The sequence below is a fragment of the Thermophilibacter sp. genome (genome assembly GCF_966187215.1).
In genome coordinates this window covers 21,840-41,584 of the sequence record NZ_CBIFYV010000003.1, presented here as the reverse complement: position 1 = coordinate 41,584, position 19,745 = coordinate 21,840, and the positions used below count along the sequence as shown (strand labels likewise).

General features: G+C 71.3%; 20 protein-coding genes. 14 read left to right on the top strand and 6 right to left on the bottom strand.

All coding sequences use genetic code 11. The features are described 5' to 3' along the window. Nucleotides 1-439: 439 nt before the first annotated feature. The 4 genes from ACWTSU_RS00565 to ACWTSU_RS00550 all read left to right on the top strand — a co-directional run bounded on the left by ACWTSU_RS00565 (nt 440) and on the right by ACWTSU_RS00550 (nt 6,131). Nucleotides 440-2,548: a circularly permuted type 2 ATP-grasp protein gene (locus ACWTSU_RS00565; RefSeq protein WP_455137956.1), complete on the top strand. Its 2,109-nt coding sequence runs from the start codon at nt 440-442 to the stop codon at nt 2,546-2,548. 67 nt (nt 2,549-2,615) lie between these two features. After that, nucleotides 2,616-3,419: a transglutaminase family protein gene (locus ACWTSU_RS00560; RefSeq protein ID WP_455137955.1), complete on the top strand. Its 804-nt coding sequence runs from the start codon at nt 2,616-2,618 to the stop codon at nt 3,417-3,419. A 107-nt stretch (nt 3,420-3,526) separates the two neighbouring features. Further along, entirely contained in the window at nt 3,527-5,542 is a 2,016-nt protein-coding gene (locus ACWTSU_RS00555; protein WP_455137954.1) for an acyltransferase family protein, read from the top strand. Nucleotides 5,543-5,657: 115 nt separating this feature from the next. Beyond that, the gene (locus ACWTSU_RS00550; protein WP_455137953.1) at nt 5,658-6,131 is read left to right on the top strand and encodes a universal stress protein; all 474 of its coding nucleotides are present in this window, start codon (nt 5,658-5,660) and stop codon (nt 6,129-6,131) included. Nucleotides 6,132-6,235: 104 nt separating this feature from the next. Here ACWTSU_RS00550 and ACWTSU_RS00545 read toward each other — a convergent pair whose 3' ends face one another. Then, complete coding sequence (locus ACWTSU_RS00545; protein WP_455137952.1) at nt 6,236-6,661, bottom strand: Dps family protein; 426 nt, start codon at nt 6,659-6,661, stop codon at nt 6,236-6,238. A gap of 176 nt (nt 6,662-6,837) precedes the next feature. Between ACWTSU_RS00545 and ACWTSU_RS00540 the strand changes: the two genes are divergently transcribed. From ACWTSU_RS00540 to ACWTSU_RS00525, 4 genes are all read left to right on the top strand, one after another. Continuing rightward, nucleotides 6,838-7,704, top strand: a complete 867-nt coding sequence (locus ACWTSU_RS00540; protein ID WP_455137951.1) for an AraC family transcriptional regulator — start codon at nt 6,838-6,840, stop codon at nt 7,702-7,704. Between the two features lie 186 nt (nt 7,705-7,890). Further along, nucleotides 7,891-8,259, top strand: coding sequence for a GntR family transcriptional regulator (locus ACWTSU_RS00535; protein ID WP_455137950.1), 369 nt, complete (start codon nt 7,891-7,893; stop codon nt 8,257-8,259). 43 nt (nt 8,260-8,302) lie between these two features. Next, the gene (locus tag ACWTSU_RS00530; RefSeq protein ID WP_455137949.1) at nt 8,303-9,220 is read left to right on the top strand and encodes an ABC transporter ATP-binding protein; all 918 of its coding nucleotides are present in this window, start codon (nt 8,303-8,305) and stop codon (nt 9,218-9,220) included. Next, the gene (locus ACWTSU_RS00525) at nt 9,220-9,945 is read left to right on the top strand and encodes an ABC-2 transporter permease (protein WP_455137948.1); all 726 of its coding nucleotides are present in this window, start codon (nt 9,220-9,222) and stop codon (nt 9,943-9,945) included. The genes ACWTSU_RS00530 and ACWTSU_RS00525 overlap by 1 nt, the downstream gene beginning before the upstream one ends. Before the next feature lie 282 nt (nt 9,946-10,227). On the opposite strand, the gene ACWTSU_RS00520 is transcribed toward ACWTSU_RS00525, so the two are convergent. The 4 genes from ACWTSU_RS00520 to ACWTSU_RS00505 all read right to left on the bottom strand — a co-directional run bounded on the left by ACWTSU_RS00520 (nt 10,228) and on the right by ACWTSU_RS00505 (nt 12,977). Further along, a complete protein-coding gene (locus ACWTSU_RS00520) occupies nt 10,228-10,917 on the bottom strand; it encodes a hypothetical protein (RefSeq protein ID WP_455137947.1) in 690 nt (229 codons plus the stop codon). 146 nt (nt 10,918-11,063) lie between these two features. Next, entirely contained in the window at nt 11,064-12,230 is a 1,167-nt protein-coding gene (locus tag ACWTSU_RS00515; RefSeq protein WP_455137946.1) for a helix-turn-helix domain-containing protein, read from the bottom strand. 149 nt (nt 12,231-12,379) lie between these two features. After that, nucleotides 12,380-12,724, bottom strand: coding sequence for a HigA family addiction module antitoxin (locus ACWTSU_RS00510; protein ID WP_455137945.1), 345 nt, complete (start codon nt 12,722-12,724; stop codon nt 12,380-12,382). Then, nucleotides 12,696-12,977 carry a type II toxin-antitoxin system RelE/ParE family toxin gene (locus ACWTSU_RS00505; protein WP_455137944.1) on the bottom strand — a complete coding sequence of 94 codons (282 nt, stop codon included), beginning with the start codon at nt 12,975-12,977 and terminating at the stop codon, nt 12,696-12,698. Before ACWTSU_RS00505 ends, ACWTSU_RS00510 begins: the two co-directional genes overlap by 29 nt. Nucleotides 12,978-13,392: 415 nt before the next feature. On the opposite strand from ACWTSU_RS00505, the gene ACWTSU_RS00500 reads away from it, so the two are divergent. From ACWTSU_RS00500 to ACWTSU_RS00485, 4 genes are read left to right on the top strand one after another with little or no spacing between them, the layout of a single operon-like run. Next, a complete protein-coding gene (locus ACWTSU_RS00500; RefSeq protein ID WP_455137943.1) occupies nt 13,393-14,115 on the top strand; it encodes a lantibiotic protection ABC transporter ATP-binding protein in 723 nt (240 codons plus the stop codon). Next, nucleotides 14,112-14,906 (top strand): hypothetical protein, encoded by a 795-nt coding sequence (locus ACWTSU_RS00495; protein WP_455137942.1) that lies wholly within the window; start codon nt 14,112-14,114, stop codon nt 14,904-14,906. The genes ACWTSU_RS00500 and ACWTSU_RS00495 overlap by 4 nt, the downstream gene beginning before the upstream one ends. A 5-nt stretch (nt 14,907-14,911) precedes the next feature. Further along, nucleotides 14,912-15,793 (top strand): lantibiotic ABC transporter permease, encoded by an 882-nt coding sequence (locus ACWTSU_RS00490; RefSeq protein ID WP_455137659.1) that lies wholly within the window; start codon nt 14,912-14,914, stop codon nt 15,791-15,793. After that, entirely contained in the window at nt 15,786-16,211 is a 426-nt protein-coding gene (locus tag ACWTSU_RS00485; RefSeq protein WP_455137941.1) for a hypothetical protein, read from the top strand. The genes ACWTSU_RS00490 and ACWTSU_RS00485 overlap by 8 nt, the downstream gene beginning before the upstream one ends. On the opposite strand, the gene ACWTSU_RS00480 is transcribed toward ACWTSU_RS00485, so the two are convergent. Beyond that, on the bottom strand, nt 16,183-17,367 hold the full coding sequence (locus tag ACWTSU_RS00480; protein ID WP_455137940.1) for a Fic family protein: 1,185 nt from the start codon (nt 17,365-17,367) through the stop codon (nt 16,183-16,185). The genes ACWTSU_RS00485 and ACWTSU_RS00480 overlap by 29 nt on opposite strands. Before the next feature lie 234 nt (nt 17,368-17,601). On the opposite strand from ACWTSU_RS00480, the gene ACWTSU_RS00475 reads away from it, so the two are divergent. Continuing rightward, a complete protein-coding gene (locus tag ACWTSU_RS00475) occupies nt 17,602-18,264 on the top strand; it encodes a response regulator transcription factor (protein ID WP_455137939.1) in 663 nt (220 codons plus the stop codon). Further along, nucleotides 18,252-19,736, top strand: a complete 1,485-nt coding sequence (locus ACWTSU_RS00470; RefSeq protein ID WP_455137938.1) for a sensor histidine kinase — start codon at nt 18,252-18,254, stop codon at nt 19,734-19,736. The genes ACWTSU_RS00475 and ACWTSU_RS00470 overlap by 13 nt, the downstream gene beginning before the upstream one ends. Nucleotides 19,737-19,745: the final 9 nt, after the last annotated feature.

The window sequence follows — 19,745 nt, the reverse complement described above, 5'->3', positions numbered from 1 at the left end:
CCCTTTCGTGACGCGGCTCCTCGCCACAAGTATGCGCGTCCGGCGGCGCCTGTCGCGCAGCGGAACGGCACGCGTGCGAGATTTGCCCGCTATTGCGAAGCCGAGCAACGTGAATGCAAGATTTGCCCGCTATTGCGACGCCAAATTTGGGATCCAAGACAATTTAGTTCAAAGGTTTCCACAAACGCCCAGGAAAGAGAAAATTCATCGAATCAATTCCGGCGAAGCTGACAAAAGGGCTTCGCAATAGAAGACATTTCTCGCAACGCGCGGGCCCGGCGCCGCAATAAGAGCCGTTTCTTGCACGTCAGCAGCCTCCCGGACCCCTCGTCCCCCGGCCCGCGCGAGAAAAACCGCCCCGCAACCAACCTGAGCGCTCCCCGCAACAATGCGCCTCTACGCTGGCAAGAGGGGCAGTCTGCCCCGGAGGGGAGCCGGCATGACCAAGACCACCGCTGAACGCCTGGCCACCAACCTCGTGGGGCGCCAGGCTGCCATCAACCGCGAGCTCGCGCGCAACGGCGTGCGCTTCGGCATCTACAAGGACGGCGAGTACCACGACCGCCTCTTTCCCTACGACCCCATACCGCGCGTCATCGACTCCGAGGGGTTCGACCGCCTGGAGGCCGGGCTCAGGCAGCGCGTGAACGCCCTCAACGCCTTCCTGCGCGACGTCTACTCCGACAAGCGCATCGTGCACGACGGCGTGGTGCCCGAGGAGTTCGTCTACAGCTCGCCCGGCTACCTCCCGCAGGTCAACGGCGTCACGCCGCCCGCGGGGATCTACGCGCACATCGCGGGCGAGGACCTCGTGCAGGGCGAGGACGGCCGGTGGTGGGTGCTCGAGGACAACCTGCGCATTCCCTCGGGCGCCAGCTACCCGCTGTTCGTCCGCGACATCGAGCGCCACGCCGACCCGCGCCTCTTCCGTGACCACGACATCCGCGACAACCGCGACTACCCGCGCCTGCTGCGCAAGACCATGGACTTCGTCTCCACGCAGGGCATGGCCGTGGTGCTCTCGCCGGGCCGACTCAACTCGGCCTTCTTCGAGCACGCCTACCTCGCCGAGAAGACCGGGGCCACGCTGGCCTTCCCCGAGGACCTGGAGGTCATGGGCAACAAGGTCTACCTGCGCGACTACGCCGGGCGACACCACCGCGTGGGCGTGGTCTACCGGCGCCTGTCCGACGAGTTCCTCGACCCGTTCGCGTTCAGGGCGGACTCGCTGATCGGCGTGCCCGGGATACTCGCCGCCTACCGAGCCGGCAACGTGGCCATCGTCAACGCCCCCGGCAACGGCGTGGCCGACGACAAGGGCATCTACTACTTCGTGCCCAAGATGATCGAGTACTACCTGCACGAGGGGCCCATCCTGCAGAACGCTCCCACCTACCTGCCGTTCTTCGAGAAGGACCGGCGAGAGGTGCTGGCGCGCCTGGACGAGCTCGTCATCAAGGACGTCTCTGAGGCGGGCGGGTACGGCGTGGTCTTCGGGTCGTCGCTCAGCGCCGAGAGGCGCACCGAGCTCGCCGCGCGCATCGAGGCCGAGCCGCGCCGCTTCATCGCGCAGGAGGTCATCCACTTCCGCGACATCGACGTGGTGGACCCGACGACCGGCGAGACGAGCCCGCGCAAGTGCGACCTGCGCGCCTTCGTGCTCACGGGCAAGCACACACACGTCTGGTACTCGGGCCTCACGCGCTACTCGTCCGTGCCCGGACAGATGATCGTCAACTCGTCCCAGGGCGGCGGCTTCAAGGACACCTGGGTGCTCGCGCCCGCCGGCGGCCCCGCGCGCGACGCCGCGCCCGGCACCACGCCCGGCTCGCTCGTGACGCCGCGCCCCCACGCGCTCTCCCTGGTCACGCCCTCCAAGGCCGACAACCTCTACTGGCTGGGCCGCTACACCGAGCGCGTCTACACCACGCTCGTCTTCAGCACGCCGTACTACGACCGCATGATGGACGCGGGAGCGGACGCCTTCCGGCCGCTGGCCCGCGCGCTTGACCTGCCCGAGGACTTCGACGACCTCGACGGCTTCGTCTACCGGCTGCTCTACGACGAGAACGAACCCAACTCGGTGAGAAGCTCCGTGACGGCCGCGTTCAACAACGCCACGGTCCTGCGGCCCGAGCTGGGGACGCGCCTCCTGCAGTACCTCGAGCTCGCCGCCGCCAACATCGACGACGCCGCCGCGCGCGCCAGCTCGGCCGCCGACCTCTTTGACCGCCGCGACATCACCGACGACCTCCTCGCCTTCTGGGGCGGCATCGAGAACTCACCGGCCGACCCCGCGTTCAAGGCGCTGCTGCTCCTGAGCAAGTACGTGGAGCGCATCGACCTCTACACGCGCTTCTCGCTGCCCGCGGACCTGCTGGACGCGCCGCTGCGCAAGCTCGCGAGCTACTCGACCTCGCTCGCGGCCGCGCCGCTGCCCGACTGCATCGCCGCGGGGCTGCGCCAGCTCTCGGTCGACCTCGCGGCGCGGGGCTACGCCGAGGCGGAGGGCCGCCTGTGCGAGATGCTGGCCAACCCGGGTGTATGATGTCCGGACGCGCGCCCGTCGGCGCGCGGGACGCAGGTCGTGCCGGCGCGTCGGAACAGGGGCCCGTGTGAAGAAGCTGTCGTTTGACTACGAGATGATGCTGACGTTCAGCGGTCCCGTGACCGAGCACCGCTTCCAGCTGCGCTGCGTTCCCGCCACGCGGGCGCGCCAGCAGGTGGTGGACGTGCGGCTGGACGTGCGGCCGTCGTGCCACCTCGACATGCAGGTGGACTCGTTCGGCTCGGTGGTGGCAACCGGCTACCTGCCCGAGCCGCACGACTCGTTCTCGTACGCCGTGACCGGCATCGCCTTCGTGGACACGGCCAACGCCAAGTCTGACCCCGAGAAGCCCCTCTACCGCTTCCCCACCACGCTGACCGCGCCCGGGCCCGGGGTCGCGGCGCTCACGGAGGCGTGCCGGGCGCGCGTGGCGGCGCTCGGGCCGGGGGCGGGAGCGGTCGCGCGCGCGGAGGAGGTCATGCACGCGGTCTTCTCGGCGTTCACGTACGCGCCCGGGAGCACCACGGTCGACACGACCGCCGAGGAGGCGCTCGCCCAGGGGCGCGGCGTCTGCCAGGACTACGCGCACGTCATGCTGGCCGTCTGCCGGAGCCTGGGGCTCACGGCGCGCTACATCGCCGGGATGCTCGACGGCGAGGGAGCCACGCACGCCTGGGTGGAGGTCTACGACGAGCGCGGCGTCTGGGTGGGGCTGGACCCCACGCACGACCGGCTCGCCGGCGACACCTACATCGTGATCGGGCACGGGCGCGACTATCGTGACACCAAGATCGACATCGGCCTGTTCACGGGCGCGGGCGTGAGCCAGACGCAGTGGGTCAACGCCGCGGTGCACGAGGTCGGCGCGTAGCGCGCGCGACGCCCGTCTGTGCGAGAATGCGAGACGGCGGGGCCCGCGACCGCAGACGGGCCCGCGACCGAGCCAACCGAAACGAGCCGTCCGAGATGGTGACCATCATGCCAACCTCCCCCGCCGCCACGCACCGCGCGGCAGCTCACATGCGTCCGCACTCGAGAACCGTCCGCCGCGCGCCGTCGCGGGGGGCCGGCGTCCCCAAGACCCAGCGCAACGGGGCCATCGACGCCCTGCGCGCGCTCGCCATCGCGGGCGTGGTGCTCTATCACACGCGACCGTCGCTGCTGACCGGCGGGTTCGTCGGCGTCACGATCTTCTTCGTGCTCACCGGCTTCTTCGCCACGCGCTCCGTCACGCGCGCGCTCGACCAGGGGAGCTTCTCGTACGCCCGCTACGTGCTCGGCCGCGTCGTGCGCCTGCTGCCCGCGGTGCTGATCGTCGTGGCGCTCACGGCGCTCGGCGCCTACCTCGTGGCCCCGAGCCTGCTCGAGAAGGCGCGCGCGGACGCGCTCCCCGCGACGCTGTTCCTCTCCAACTGGTCCTACATCCTGCGCCAGGTCTCCTACTTCGACGCCGCCGGCCTGCCCTCCCCGCTCACGCACCTGTGGTACCTGGGCGTCGTCATGCAGTTCTACCTGATCTGGCCGCTCGTGCTGATGGTGGTGGCGCGCCGCGGGGGCGCGCGGGCACGCTCGCTGACCGCGATCGTCGCCGTGGCGGGCATGGCGCTGTCCGCCGCGGTCATGGCCCTGCTCTTCGACCCCGCCGGCGACACGGCGCGCGTCTACTACGGCACCGACGCGCGCGCCGCGGAGCTGCTCGCGGGCGCCCTGGCGGCGCTCGCGCTGCCCCCGCTCCAGCGTCGCGCCGGTGGCGAGAAGGGCCCGCTCCCCAAGCTCGTGGGACCGGCGAGCACCGTCGCGGGGGGCTGCTGCCTCGTCGCGCTCCTCATCTGCCTCGTGGTCGCGGACGGCCAGAGCGCCGTCATGTACCGGGGCGGCTACCTCGCGGTCGCGCTTGTGGTCGCCGTGCTCCTCGTCTGCGTGCAGCTCCCGGGGTGCGCGCTCGCGCGCCGTCTGGACGCGGCCCCGCTGCGCTGGCTCGGCTCGCGGTCCTTCTCGGTGTACCTGGTGCACTACCCGCTGCTCACGTTCATGAACCCGGCGACGAGGACCACCGCTCCCGCCTGGTGGGAGCTCGTGGCGCAGCTCGTCGTGGTGCTGCTCGCGTCCGAGCTGTTCTACCGCCTCGTCGAGGCGCCGTCCGCCGCCCTCGCGCGGCGCCTCTCCGCCCGCGGCGAGTCCCGAGCCGCGGCGCGGGTCCTCCCCGCCGCCGCGGTGCCGGCCGTGCTGGGGGCGGCGGGCGCCGTCGCGGTCGTCATGCTCACCTGGGCTCCCGTGAACTGGGACGACGTGGTGTGGCAGCGCTCGGTCGAGCTGCGGCCCGAGCTCGCCGCGCCCGCGCCGGCCGAGCCGGCCGACCAGCCCGAGGTCGTCGACCCGAGCGCCCCGGCGGACGACGGCGCCAACGCGGCCGCGGACGAGGGCGGCGGCGATGCCGCGGACGAGGCCGCCAAGCCGATCGCCGAGAAGGTCCCCGAGAACCTGCCGTGGCAGTCGTGGACCTACGACGCCGCGGCGGGCACCTGCGACGCCCGGGCCCTCATCATCGGCGACTCCGTTACGGCGGGCGCCGCGCCGTCCCTGCAGGCCCTGCTGCCCAACGCGCGCGTGGACGGCAAGGTCAGCCGTCAGTTCTACGTGGGCCAGGACGTCTACGCCGCCGACGTCGCGGACGGCTTCGACCCCGACGTCGTCATCTACGCGCTGGGCACCAACGGCGTCATCCGCGACGAGTCCATCGTGCAGCCGCTCATCGACGCGGCGGGCGACCGGCCGGTGTACTTCGTGACCATTCGCTGCCCGCTGCCGCTCCAGGACCCCAACAACCAGATCCTGCGCACCTATGCCGCCAACCACCCCAACGTGGGCATCATCGACTGGAACGGCGCGAGCGCGGGTCACCCCGAGTACCTCACCGACGACGGCATCCACCTCACCCCCACGGGCATGAGCGCCTACACCGACCTCGTCCGTCAGGCCCTCTGCGGGGCCTAACGGGGGGCGGCCCGCGCGCCCACGGGCTTCTCGCCCGCGCTCGCCGACGCGCGCGCCACGTCCGCGGCCGCGGGGTATAACGCCAGTAGGGAGCGTCCGTCAGAGGGAGGTCGTCATGCCGTTCAAGAAGATCCTGGTCCCCTACGACGAGTCCGAGCACGCGAGAAGCGCCGTGCGCTGCGCGCTCGACCTGGCCGGCGCCGACGCCGACGCCACGGTGTACGTGGTGACCGTCATCCCCTCCGCGACGCTGCCCGACCCCACGCTGCTCGGTGACGGCTTCACCGCGCCGCTCGCGGTGGGCAGCTCCTCGAGCTACGAGCACATCATGGAGGTGGCGGTGCAGCGTGCCAGCGCCGAGGCGAGCGCCGTCATCGACGCCACGCGCCAGGAGGAGCGGTGCGACGTGGTCGCCGACGCCGTGATCGCGGGCTCGCCGGTTGAGGGCATCGCCAACTTCGTTGAGAGCCACGACATTGACCTCGTGGTCATGGGTCGGCGCGGCCTCGGCGCGCTGCGCGGCATGCTCGGCAGCGTGAGCTTTGGCGTGCTGCGCTCGGTGGACGTGCCGGTGCTCACGGTGAAGTAGCGCGCGGCGGCCAGCGCGGCACGTGACACGACGAAAGAGGACCCGCGGCACTCCCCCGGCCGCGGGTCCTTCTCGTCAGCTCGGCTGAGCGTCGAGCGCCCTGGTCAGCGGCTCTGACCGAGCATCCAGACCGCCTTCGCGAGCCCCTCGATGTAGCCGTCTGCCTTGGCGGCGACGAGGTCGCTGCCGGCCTCTTCGGCCGCGCGCTTGAGCTCCTTTGCCGACGCGAGCAGCCGGCTGAAGTCCGCGAGCACCAGCTCCACGGCGGCGGGGACGTCGACGAAGTCGCCCGGCGCCTCCTCGATGCCGGACAGCTCGAGGAACTGACCCATGCGCGAGACCGGGTGCAGGCCCTCCATCAGCATGGCCTCGGCCACGTCGTCGACCATGTCGCGCACCTCGTCATAGTAGACCTCGAGCTGCGCGTGCGCCTGGAAGAACTGCGGGCCGCGCACGTACCAGTGCAGGCTCTGGAGCTTGTGGTACTCCACGACGAGGTCGGACAGGAACGCGTTCATCTTGGCTTCCATGGTGTGTCCCTTCTTTCTGGGGTTGCCTTTGCTGATTAGTACGATATGCTTGTAATGCGATTTGATATAGTACTTCCTGCTCATCTGATTGCATTATCTTCTCAATACTGCGCATAGTGAAAAGCCCAGATACGTCGCGCGCCACCACGTGCGGCACCCGCCCCTACGGAGGTCCCGTGAACGCCCTTGCCCACACCCCCGATGACCTGCCCGTCATCCTGGAACGCACCGATGCCGCGCACATGCCCGCGGGCGGCGAGCTCGCGCACTGGCACGACGCCGTCGAGCTGGTCTGCGTCACGCGGGGGCGGCTGCGCTGCCAGACCAACCGGAAGACGTTCCTCCTGTCCAAGGGCGACGTCTGCTTTGTCAACCGCCAGCAGGTCCACCACCTCATGGGCGCCGGGGACGCGGAGGGCGACTGCGTGACCCTCGTCATCGACACGTCGATCCTCGCGCAGAGCCCGCGCATCTTTGAGACGCACGTGCGCCCCGTGCTGGACGATCCCGCGTTCGCGCACGTCCTGCTGCGCGCCTCCCACGAGCGCGCCGAGCGCATCCGCGCCCACGTGGCCGACGTCGAGCTCATGCTGCGCGAGCGCCCGCACGCCTTTGAGCTGGAGGTCATGGCGCGCTGCTTCCAGATCTTCCGCCAGCTCAGCTGCGCGCTGGCCGAGCGCGACGCGGCACCCGAGCCCGTGGACGCCAGCCTTGAGACGCTCCGGCGCATGATGGCCCACGTGCAGGAGCGCTTTGCCGAGGACCTGCGGCTCGAGGACATCGCCGCGGCGGGCAGCGTGAGCAAGAGCACCTGCTCGCGGCTGTTTGGCCGCTACACTGGACGCTCGCCGGTGGCCTACCTCATCGACTATCGTCTCGAGGTTGCCGCGGCGCGCCTGCGCGAGACCGACGACTCGCTGGCCGCCGTCGCCCATGCGTGCGGGTTCTCGCAGCAGAGCTACTTCAACCGCATGTTCCTGCGCGCCTATGGCGTGACGCCCGGCGCGTACCGTCGCGAGGCCGCGGGCGGCGAGAGGGGCTAGGCCGCCCACCGGGAGCCGGTGCGCCGCCGCGCCGGCTCAAAAAGTCGCGCTTCTCGCTTGCACTGTGTATAGGTGTGTATATACTGTATTTATCGGACATGCACACTGTCCGGGCCGGCGGCGGGAGACGTCCCGCGCCCGGTCGCCCGTCGGGGGACGCCCCGGCGGGGAGCAGGAAGGGAAGACGTGGACATCATCATCTCCAACTCGAGCGGCAAGCCCATCTACGAGCAGATCTGCGACCAGATCAGGGCCGCGATCGTCTCGGGCGAGCTCGCCGAGGGCGAGCAGCTCCCCTCGATCCGCGCCCTCGCCAACAGCCTGCGCGTGAGCGCGATCACCACCAAGCGCGCCTACGCGGACCTGGAGGACGCGGGCCTGATCGAGACGGTGCAGGGCAAGGGCAGCTTCGTCGCGGGCGGCAACGCCGAGCTCATCCGCGAGGAGCAGCTCCGCCAGGTGGAGGGTCACATGGCGCGCGCGGTCGAGGCCGGGCGCGCGATGGGGCTCACGGACACCGAGCTCACCGAGATGTTCGCGCTGGAGCTGGAGTAGCGCCCGGCCGCGCGCCGGGCGCCCGCTGAAAGGACGCTTTGCCATGACCAGCACATCCGACCCGGACGCCCCGGCCACCGCGCTCGCCTGGGCCCGCGGGCTCACCAAGCACTACGAGGGCTTCTCGCTCAGGGGCGTGGACCTCTGCGTGGACGAGGGCGAGATCGTGGGCTTTGTCGGCAAGAACGGGGCCGGCAAGTCCACCACCATCAAGGCGCTGCTCGGCCTGATCCGTACCGACGGCGGGCAGGCCCGCCTGCTCGGCACGCCCAGCGAGACGCTCGCGCGCCCCGAGGGCGCCGCGACGAAGGAGCACGTGGGCGTGGTCTTTGACACCGTGTCGCTGCCCGGGCACCTGCGCGTGCGCGACGTAGGTCGCATCCACGCGCGCGCCTTCGCCACCTGGGACAGCCGCCGCTTCCGGCAGCTCTGCTCGGAGCTCGAGCTGCCGGGCGAGAAGTGCGTGAAGGACCTCTCGCGCGGCATGGGCATGAAGCTCTCCCTGGCCTGCGCGCTGTCGCACGACGCGCGGCTGCTCGTGCTCGACGAGGCCACGGCCGGGCTCGACCCGATGGCGCGCGACGAGGCGCTCGACCGGCTGCGCGCCTTCGTGGCCGAGCCGGGGCACGCCGTGCTCATGAGCAGCCACATCACGAGCGACCTCGAGCGCGTGGCGGACCGCGTGGTCTGCATCGACGACGGACGCATCGCCTTTGACCTGCCCCGCGACGTCATCACCGACGAGATGGGCGTCGCACGCTGCCGCGTGGCCGACTTCGAGCGCGTGGCCGCAGCGGGCCTGGTGCCCGAGGCCGAACTGCGCTACCTGCGCCACGACTACGGCATCGACGTGCTGGTCCCGGACCGCTTCGAGTTTGCGCGGTGCTTCCCCGACGTGCCGTGCGACCGCATGACCATCGACGACTACCTCACCCTCACCCTGAAAGGCGGTGTCCGCTGATGAAGCGCGCCTATCTGATCGAGCTCGCGGTCTTTCGTGACTACGGCGCCCAGCTGCTGGCTATGGGGCTTCTCGTCTCCCTGCTCGTGGGCACGGGGATGCGGACCGTGGTGGCCGCGCCGGCGATCCTCTCGTGCATGTACTTCATGATGGGCGCCATGGGCGCGGCGGCCTACGACGAGCAGAGCAACTGGGCGCTCTACCGTCTGACGATGCCGCTGTCGCGTCGCGACGTGGTGCTCGGCCGCTACGCCGCCATCGCGACGCTGGGGCTCGGCGGCATGCTCTGCGGGCTGGCAACGGCGTTCGTGCTCTCGACGGCGGCCTCGCTCGTGGAGCTGCCAGACGGGCTCTCGGAGGCGCTCTCGCTCGACGCGGGGCTCGTGACGGCGATGTTCGTGGCCACGGCGTTCTGCGTGCTCATCGGCTCGACGTGCGCGGCCGTGGTGACGCCGATCTACTTCCGGCTGGGCCAGACCAAGGCAACGCAGCTCCTGCCCACGCTCATCGTGCTGGTCTTCGTGATGCCGGTGGTGTTCCTCGGCAACAACGGGCTGCTCGACGGCGTGGTGCCGGGCCTCGAGTCGCTGGGCGCGCTGCTCGACTTCGTGGGGACACCGGCCGGCACGGTGGCGGCCTGCGCGGCGCTGCTGGCAGCATCGGCGGTGGTGCTGGCCGTGAGCGCCGCGGTGTCGCTGCGACTGTACGAGCGGCGCGAGCTATAGGGAGGGCGGCGCCGCGCGGGGGCCTACGAGCCCTCCCGCGGCCCGTCCGGAGCCCGTTGCGGCCCGTCCGGGCCCTATCTGTCGCCCATCCGGAGCCCTCCTCAATTTTGTCTGTAGTTCAAACCGGGATCCCAAAGTACAGACAAAAGTTTTATGGATTAAACCGCTGGTATCGACGCTGCCCATTTTGTCTGTACTTGAGAGACCGGCGTTGAACTGCAGACAAAATGAAAGTCGCCCCCTCGGTAGGGAGAGCGGCCCCTCCAGGGGCGGGCCCAGCCGTCACTCGCCCATGAGCGAGCCGTTGTAGCGCATGATGACCAGCAGCATGGCCACGAGGCTCGCCAGGAGCAGCACGCCAGCCACGGCCGTCAGCACCCTTGACCAGCGCGGCGCCGGGCTCAGCGCAGCCGAGCCGCCGATTGCCGCCGCCCCGAGCAGCAGCGAGACGCCCAAGCCCACCGCTGCGAGGCCCACGCCCATCGCGAGCGCGGGGATGTCCGAAGCCGCCACGTTGACGTAGTGATAGCCATGGAGCATGCTCACGTCGCCCGTGACCAGCATGTACACGCCCGGCACGAAGCCGATGAGCGAGAGCAGCGCGCCCACGACGACGCACACGACCATCGTCCCGCGCGGCCCGAACCCGGCGATGCCCAGACCCGGCGCCCCGGTGATGAGCCCGCCGTTGTGACGGACGATGGCCACGAGCATGCCCGCGACGCTCGCCACCAGCAGCACCACGCCCGCGATGGTCGCCCAGTCGGGCAGCGCCGCCTGGATGATCAACGCCGTGCTCGCCCCGGCCACGACCAGGCAGCCGCCCGTCTCGCGCGCGAGGCGCGGCCGCTCGGCCTCGGGCGTGGTGGCGTAATGGTAAGAGTGCAGCAGCCGCACGTCCCCCGTCACCAGCATATACGCACCGAGCAGGATGATGAGCCCGCCGATGACGGCTCCCATGAGCGTCTCCATGACCGCCTCCGTGACGCGGCGCGCCGGTCCGCGACCGACGCGCAACCAAACATGCAGCGGATTCTAGTACCCGCGTCGGCCGTGTCAATGAGTGCCGCGAACGGTTGGGGGGACGCCGCGGACGCGCGCCCCGCGACGTCGAGGCGCTACCCCAGCTCGCGAACGCGGCGACAGATGTCCTGGTAGCGGACATCGTCGACGAACTCGGCCCACGAGGGGCCCGTCACGCGCTCGGCCGCGCCGAGGCGCAGCAGCCCCAGCAGCCGCTCAGCCCGTCCCTCCTTGTGCGCGGCCCACGCCTCCCCGACCCGCTCCGGGTCAAGGCGGTCCGCCAGCCGGTCGAAGAGCGGCGAGGCGGCCGCGTCGGGCGCGACCGACGTCAGGCCTGTCAGCTCGTCCACAGCGCGGCCCAGCTCATCGAGCGCCGCGTCCTTCTCGCCCAGGCGCAGGAAGGACTCGGCGAGCTCAAAGGAGAGCGTGGGCGGGTAGCTCGGGATGACGGCCGCCATGCCGAGCGCCCCGAAGACCCCGCGCGCCGCCGCACCCGCCGCCCGCACGTACGCCGCGTCGCCCGTCGTCCCGACCTCCTGCAGCAGCGCCGAGAGCAGAAACGTCGCCGCCTGCAGACGATGCAGCTGCAGCAGCTCCCACGCCTCGTCCTCGCGGCCGAGCCGGCGGTAGCACGACGCCAGAAGCATCGTCACCGCCGCGGCGTCCTGCCGCTTGACCAGCGGCTCCAGCAGCTCGGCCGCCGCCTCGACCTCGCCGGCCTGGAAGAGCGCCGTGGCCTTGGCCTGCCGTGCGGCAAAGACGAGCGCCGGGTCGCTCGTGATCTGGAGCGCGCGGTCGAGAAGCTCGAGGGCCTCGGCACGCGGCTCGCCCGGCGCGGGCGCGTCGGCCGGTATCGGGGCGTCGTCCCCCACCGGCGCGAGCGAGTCGCCTGCCCAGACGGTCAGCAGCGAGGCCAGCATGACGAGAAGCCGCGCGTCTGCGTAGTGCTCGCGTGCCACCCGCATGAGGCGGTCGTGCGCGGCCGCCCGGTCCCTCTCGCCCTCCGCGGCGAGCTCGGCGTAGAGGGCCGCCGCCTCGGACTCGGGCAGCTCGGCCCGATAGCCAAAGAGCTCGTCCAGGCTCAGCGAGAAGTACGCGGCGATGCGCGGCAGCAGCGTCACGTCGGGCACGCTCTGCCCGAGCTCCCACTTGCTGACCGCGGCCTTTGTCACGCCGAGGTGTTGCGCGAGGGCGTCCTGCGTGACGCCCGCCGCGCGGCGACGCTCGGCGATGACGCTACCGATGTTGATGTGTCCACCCATGATGGCTCCCTTCGTGTGCGCACATGCGCGAGGCAGGAGCAGCCGGCTGCTGACCTCAGTATGAGGTCGCGCGACAGTGGACACAACGGAGCGCTGGTTGACCTTTGCCGGCACGCGTCAACCGCGGAGCTGGCAAGAGGCCGGCTCAGTCACAGGGCCGCGGCGATCTTGCTCCACGGCCTGATCTTGCGCAGCTCGGGCTCGAGCCGACGGCGCGCCATCTCGGTGTCGTAGGCGGCCTGCGCGCGAAGCCAGTACCCGTCGCTCAACCCAAAGAAGCGGCAGAGGCGCAGGTCTGTATCAGCTGTCACCGACCTGCGCCCGAGCACGATCTGCCCGATGCGCTGGGCGGGAATGCCCGTCTCCTTGGCGAGACGATACTGGGAGATGCCCAGGGGCTCGAGGAACTCCTCCTTGAGAAGCTCTCCCGGCGTGACCGGGTCGAGCAGCTCGGCGGAGGCGCCGTTACCTGTGGTAGTCAACGATTTCGACATGTTCCGCACCGCCCTCCGTCCAGCTGAAGCAGATCCGATACTGGTCGTTGACGCGGATGCTGTACTGGCCCTGCCGGTCCCCCTTGAGCGCCTCAAGCCTGTTGCCGGGAGGCACGCGCAGGTCCTGCAACGCGCCCGCGATCTCGAGCTGTCGGAGCTTTCTCAGGGCGACGCGCTCGAAGGAGCGAAAGCGGGGCACCCGGTGCCCCTGGGCCAGCCGCCTTGTGTCCTCGTCAGCGAACGACAGGATCATAGTAATACCTCGCGTTAATAACGTCAAACATTACTATCTCTCCCACATTCAAAGTATAGAACATATGTTCTTATTCGTCAAGGCAAGGGGGTGCTTCACAAGTTGGGCGGTTTTTTGGAGGGTGCAAAAGTAGCCGCTTGAGGACCAACGTCTCTACCTGCGGATTCTTTGATGGCACGTGCCTCGCTACTCGGATGGCCTCTCAAAAACCGCCCAGAACGTGAAGGCTGACTCGCACGGCACACCTTCGGGCGCCCCGGCACCTGCCCACAAACGTCAAACTGCCGGATGTGGGCAGACACGCCAGGCCGCCGACGCGCCCGCCCCACGACCGTTACGGCTTCGTTAGCACCCCGCCCCACCATGGGATGCGTCCCGCGCGCGAACGCGCGCACCGCACGAGAAAGGACGCACCATGGACTACCTGCTCCAGACGAGCGGGCTCACCAAGCGCTTCGGCCGCGGCGGCGCCGCCCAGACCGCCGTCGCCGACGTGAGCCTCCGCGTGCCCGCCGGCCGGGTCTACGGGCTTCTCGGCCCCAACGGCGCCGGCAAGTCGACCACCCTCAAGATGCTCTGCGGCATGTTGCGGCCCACCTCCGGCCAGATCGTCTTCGACGGCCACCCCTGGCGCCGCGACGACCTCTATGCCATCGGCAGCCTCATCGAGGAGCCGCCGCTCTACCCCAACCTCACCGCCCGCGAGAACCTGCGCGTCCGCGCCACGCTGCTCGGCCTGCCCGAGCGCCGCATCGACGAGGTGCTCGCCGCCGTGGGCCTCGCCGACACCGGCCGCAAGCGCGCCGGCCGCTTCTCGATGGGCATGCGGCAGCGGCTGGGCCTGGCGCTGGCGCTGCTCGCCCGCCCGCGGCTGCTCGTGCTCGACGAGCCCACCAACGGCCTCGACCCGCTCGGCATCGAGGAGCTGCGCGGGCAGATCCGCGCGCTGGCCGCCGGCGGCACCACGGTGCTCGTCTCCAGCCACATCCTCTCGGAGGTGCGGCTCATGGCCGACCGCGTGGGCATCATCTGCGCGGGGCGGCTGGCCTACGAGGACGACCTGCGGGCCGACCAGGACCTCGAGCGGCTCTTCATGGACGTCTGCCGGGCCGGGCGCGCAGAGGGGGTGGCGGCATGAGCGCGGCAAGCGAGGCGAGAAGGGCGCGCGGCCGGGGCGCGCTCGCGGCCGCCGTGGCCGCCGAGGCGCTCAAGTCGCGCCACGCCGCACCGGTGCGCGTCGCCGTGCTGATGGCGCTGCCGATGCCGCTGCTCGGCGCGATGCCGTACCGCGGCGCGCAGTCCTTCTCGGCATGGAACTACTGGTACGCGCTGTTTCTGCCCGTGGCGCTGGCGCTGGTCACGGGCTGCGTGGCGCAGGCCGACGCGCGCACGAGGATGCGGGCCGTGCGCGGCCTGGGCGCGTCGCTCGCGCGGGCGTGGTGGGCCAAGGCGCTCTGGTGCCTCGCGCTGCTGGCGCTGGCCAACCTGGTCGTCTTTGCCATCTATCTGGTCGGCTCGGCGTTCACGACGCAGGGCGTCACCGCCGCCGGCACGCTCACGATGCTCTCCTGCGCGCTCGCCAACACCGTCTGCGCGGCGTGGATGATCCCGGCGGGGCTCTTTCTCACGGTGCGCGCCGGGCTGCTCGCGGGCATCTTCTGCCCGCTGGCGGCGCAGCTCGTGGGCGGCTTCGCGTGGTCGGTGGTGCCGCTGCCGCAGCTGTTCCCGCCGTCGGCCTCGATGGTGATCCCGACCTCGTTCATCCCCGTGCTGCCGAGCGGCGAGCCGCTCGCGGCCGACGCGGCCCTCGGCGGCGCGCTGGCGGCGGGCAGGGCGCTCACCTGGGCCGGGCTCGCCGTGTGCGCGGCCGCGTTCGTGGCCCTCACGGCGCTGACGGCCGCGTGGTTCGCGCGCTCGGAGGAGAGGTGATCGCCGTGGCGAGAAGAATCGTGAAGGCCGGGGCGGACGCCGGGACCGGGGCGGCCGCGGTCGCCGCCGCCGTCGCGCCCCGCATGACCCTCCCGCGCACCCTGCGCTCCGAGCTCGCGCGGCTCGCCCGGTCGCCGCTGGCCGCGGCGCACCTGGCCTGCGCCCTGGCGGGCGGCGCGGCCTGCGGCGCGTACTTCTCCGTGGCCGCGTGGGACCCCGCGCTCGGGGCCGACGCGGTGGCGCAGTGCCTCGGCGCGCTGATGCCGCTCATGGTGGGCGTCGCCTGCGGCCTGGCCGTTGACGAGGAGCGCGCGGCGGGCCGGCTGGCCAACCTCACGGCGGTGCCGTCGCGCGGGCGCGCGGTTCTCGCCAAGCTGGCCGCGCTCGTGGCGATGGGCGGGCTCGCGCTGGGCGTGGCACTCGGCGTCTATGGCGCCGCGATGGCCGCCGTCGGACGGCTGGCGCTGGGGCCCGCGCCGCTCGCGCTCGCCTGGGCGGGCGCGCTCATGGGAAGCGTCCCGCTCTACGCGCTCATGCTCGCGCTGGCGCTGCGACTGGGCCGCAACGCCGCCGTGGGCGCGGGCGCGGCGGGCACGCTGCTCGCGTTCTTCTCGGTGGGAGGGCTGGCGCACGGCCTCATGACCGGCCAGCTCACCGGTGCCGCGCCGGCGGGTCTGTTGGGCTGGGTGCCCACGTCGTGGGCGGCGCGGCTCGGCTCGCTCGGCGTTGAGTCGACCATCGCGGCAGGGCGGGGCGCCGTCGAGACGGCGCGCGTGGCCGCGGCCGCGGGACCGCTCGTCGCCGCCGCGGCGGTGCTCTCGGTCGCGGCGCTCGTGGCGCTCGCGCTGTGGTTCGGCCGCTTCGAGGACGGGAGGGACGATGCCTAGGAGACGAGTCGGCCGCGCGGCTGCGATCGTGCTTCTCGCCGTCTGCGCGACGCTGGGCGGATGCGCGCTGCTCGGCGCCGGGTGGGGGCCGGCGCTGCGCTCGCTCGCGGACCGCGTGCTCCCCTATCCCGAGGTCACGATGTGGGCGTGCGCGCCCGAGCCCGGCACCCACGCGGAGTCCTACGCCGACGCCACCGGCGCCGGGACCAACTACGTCTACGTCGTGGAGGCGGCCGACGCCGACGGCGCCACCCGCGAGCTGCAGCTCATCTACTTTGGCCGCGAGTCGGACGGCACGGAATGGCTTGAGATCGAGGCCCGCGGCGGCTCCGGGGTGCACTACCGCTCGGTCGACGCCGCCGACGTCCCCGAGCCCGCCCGCACGGCGCTCACGGTCGACTCGCGAGCACCCGCCTGATCCCCGGCATGCTCGAGATCTCCTCGAGCAGATCCAGCAGCTCGTCGCTCTGATAGAAGTCACCCCGCCGCCGCGAGCCCAGGGGGCGCAGCATGCCGTACTCGCAGGCTCGCTTGACAAGGTTCGTCGCGGCGCGCGGGGTGATGTCCAGCCGCTCTGCCACGAGGGAGGCCGTGACCACGGGTCGCTCCGCCAGGAGCTGGGGCAATCGCCAGATTGCGGAGCCGGTGCGCTCCGTGATGGACGCGCGCCACCCCTCCATCACCCCGTCAATGGCAGTTGCGACCCGCTGTCCGATGACCAAGGCGAGCTCAAGCGCTCCCACCAAGCTCTGGACGATTGGCAGCGGGTCGCCCTGCTGATACGCCCGTATCGCCGCCATATACGCATCCACGTCATGGAGCAGCCCAGCCGAGACGGGAAGCGTGCTTCGCCTGAGGACGCCCTCCTGGCACAGGACGCGATGCAGAAGGACCCGTCCCGTGCGACCGTTGCCGTCGATGAACGGGTGAATGGTCTCGAACTGCGCGTGGACAATCGCTGCCTTTGCGATAGCGTTCACATCGTCTCGCTGGGCAAAGATCACAAGATCGTCGAGGCACGCGTCGATGCGCTGCGGAACGGGCGGTACGAACAGCGCCCCGTGAGGGCTGTAGGGCGTTCCGCCCACCCAGACCTGCTCGTCTCGTATCTGTCCGCCAAACGTCTCTCCCGTGGGAGCAATCAATGCCTCATGCACGGCACAAATCCGCTGCTTGGACACCTCGGGCGGCAAGGAGAGCGCCGTGCGCATGGCGGCGACGTTGCCCTGTGCGATGCGCGCGTTCGCCGGGGCGTCGTCGGTAAGCTCGGCAAGCGCGACGTTGCGCACGCTCGACGTGAGGCGCTCTATCTGCGAGCTGGCGGCGGACTCGCTACGCAGCAGAAGCGCAGGGAGGTCGTAGCCGCGCGCCGCCTGCTCCTCGTCAAAGCGCGCGAGGCCCACCAGAAGCTCCGAGACACGCGCAGACAATGCCTCGGGCACGCTCAACGAAGCCGACGAGATACACGCGGGAACCGCCGCCTGATAGGTCGACGCGATCTTGCGCCGGGCGCTCTTGGGAATGAGCTGGCGCTCATCGGGGTCGAGGTGCCACGGCACCTCCTCATAGGTCACACGAGGCCACACGGCATCCACCTCGTTTCAACGTTGCTCGCTTCCTTTGTCTAGAGAATAACGGAAGTGAACTATGATTCACTTCCGTTATTTCAAGATTGCGGAAGTGAAATCTAGTTCGCTTCCGCTATTTGCTCCCAGCAGGAAGCGAGGATGGCCCATCACCCGTTAGGACTTCGTTAGAAACCGCGCGTATCATGGCCGGGTACGACGGACCGACGGCACGGAGGCAAAGTGGCGCACATCCTGGCCATAGACGACGAGCAGCCCATCCTCGACGCCCTCGCGCGCGTGCTGCGCGCGGGCGGCCACGACGTCCGCTGCCTCGCCGACCCGCGCGCGGCGCTCGACGCCGACCTCTCCCGCTTCGACCTCGTGCTCTGCGACGTGATGATGCCGGACCTCGACGGCTTTGAGCTGGTGCGCCGCATCCGTCCGCGCTTTGACGGCCCCATCGTCTTCCTCACCGCGCGCGTGGCCGAGGAGGACGCCGTCACCGGCTACGGCCTCGGCGCCGACGACTACGTCCGCAAGCCCTTCGGCGCCGCCGAGCTGCGCGCCAAGGTGGCGGCGCACCTCCGCCGCGAGCGCCGCGAGCACGCGCACGCCCTCGACTTCGGCGCGGTGCGCGTGAACCTCACGGGCCGCGAGGTCGAGGCCGGCGGGGCCGCGGTCCCGCTCACCCCCACCGAGTACCAGATCTGCGAGCTGCTCGCGCGCCGGCCAGGCCAGGTCTTCAGCCGCGCGCAGATCCGCGAGGCCGTGCTCGGCTGGGACAGCGACGCCGACGACTCGACCATATCGATGCACGTCAGCCGCGCGCGCCGCAAGCTGGCCGCGGCCGGGACCGACCCCATCGCGACCGTCTGGGGAATGGGGTACAAGTGGCAGCTCTAGGACGGTGTGCCGAGAAGGACGGGCGCGACGCGCGGGCCGACGTGAGCGCCCGCCGCCGCGGCCTGCCCCTCTCGCTCGTGATCGCGCGCTACTTCGCCTATGCCTTCGCCGCGGTCGTCGTCGCGTGGCTGGCGGCGTTCGTGCTGCTCTCCGCCGCCATCAACACCGGCCAGGTGTACGAGGCCAGCTGGGGCCCGGCCCACGCGCGCGAGGTGGCCGCCGCGCTCGCCGCCGAGAGCCCCCTCGACGCCGCGGACGTCCCGACCGCCTATCGCTACCTGCGCACGGACGCGTACGGCGCCGTGCTCGAGTCCGACCTGGCGCCCGGCGCGCAGCGCGACCGCGCCGAGGCGGCCGCCAAGGCCACGCTCGCTGCGCGCACCACCGGAGCCGACGAGGTCACGATCGAGGGCGCGGGCGGCGCGACCTACGCGTCCTTCTCGCTGGCCGACGGCGGCGCGTGCGTGCTGGTGAGCGAGTACCTCCCCCAGTGGGCCGACCGCGCCTGGCGGGACGCGCTGCCCAACCCGCAGAACCTCATGCTGGCGACCGGCGCGCTGCTCAGCGCCCTGGCGCTCGCGCTGCTCGCCCGGCGGGCCAGCCGCGTCATCGCGCGCAAGATGGCCCCGCTCGCGCAGGCAGCCGCGCGCGTGGGCCGCCAGGAGCTCGACTTTGCCGTGGGGCGCACCAACGTGCGCGAGGTCAACGACGTGCTCGACGCCATGGACGCCATGCGCGCCGAGCTCGCCGCGTCGCTCGAGGCCCGCTGGGCCGCCGAGCGCGCCCAGCGCGAGCAGGTGGTGTCGCTCGCGCACGACCTCAAGACGCCGCTCACCGTGGTGCGCGCCAACGCCGACTTCGTGGCCGAGGGGCTCGCCGGGCCGGGCTCGCCGGACGCGGACGCGCGCTCCGAGCTTGCGGGTGCGGCCGCCGACATCGCCGCTGCCACCGAGCGCCTGGACGGCTACGTCCACCTCCTCATCCAGACCTCGCGCGGCGAGAAGCCCCACGAGGCGCGGCCTGTCTCGCCGGCGGCGCTCTGCGCGCGCGTGGCCCGCGAGGCCGAGGCCGTGGCCCGCGCCGCCGACGTCGAGCTGACGGCGGAGGTCGCGACCGAGGTCGCCTCCGCGCCCGAGGCCCCGCTCGACGCCGACGAGCTCGCGAGGGCCGCGGGCAACCTCGTGGCCAACGCGGTCGAGCACGCGCGCGGCCGCGTCCTTCTCAGCTGCTCGCTCGAGGGCGGGCGGCTCGTGATCACCGTGCGCGACGACGGCCCGGGCTTCTCGCCCGCCGCGCTCGAGCACGGGCGGGAGCGCCTCTTCACCGACGACGCCTCCCGCGCCGCACGCGACGGCCGGCCGCACTACGGCATCGGCCTGTTCGCCGCCGCCGAGGCCGCCCGCACGCACGGCGGCGCGCTCGAGCTCTCCAACGACCACGGCGCCGTGGCCCGTCTCGCGGTCCCCGTCTGACCTCGCGCC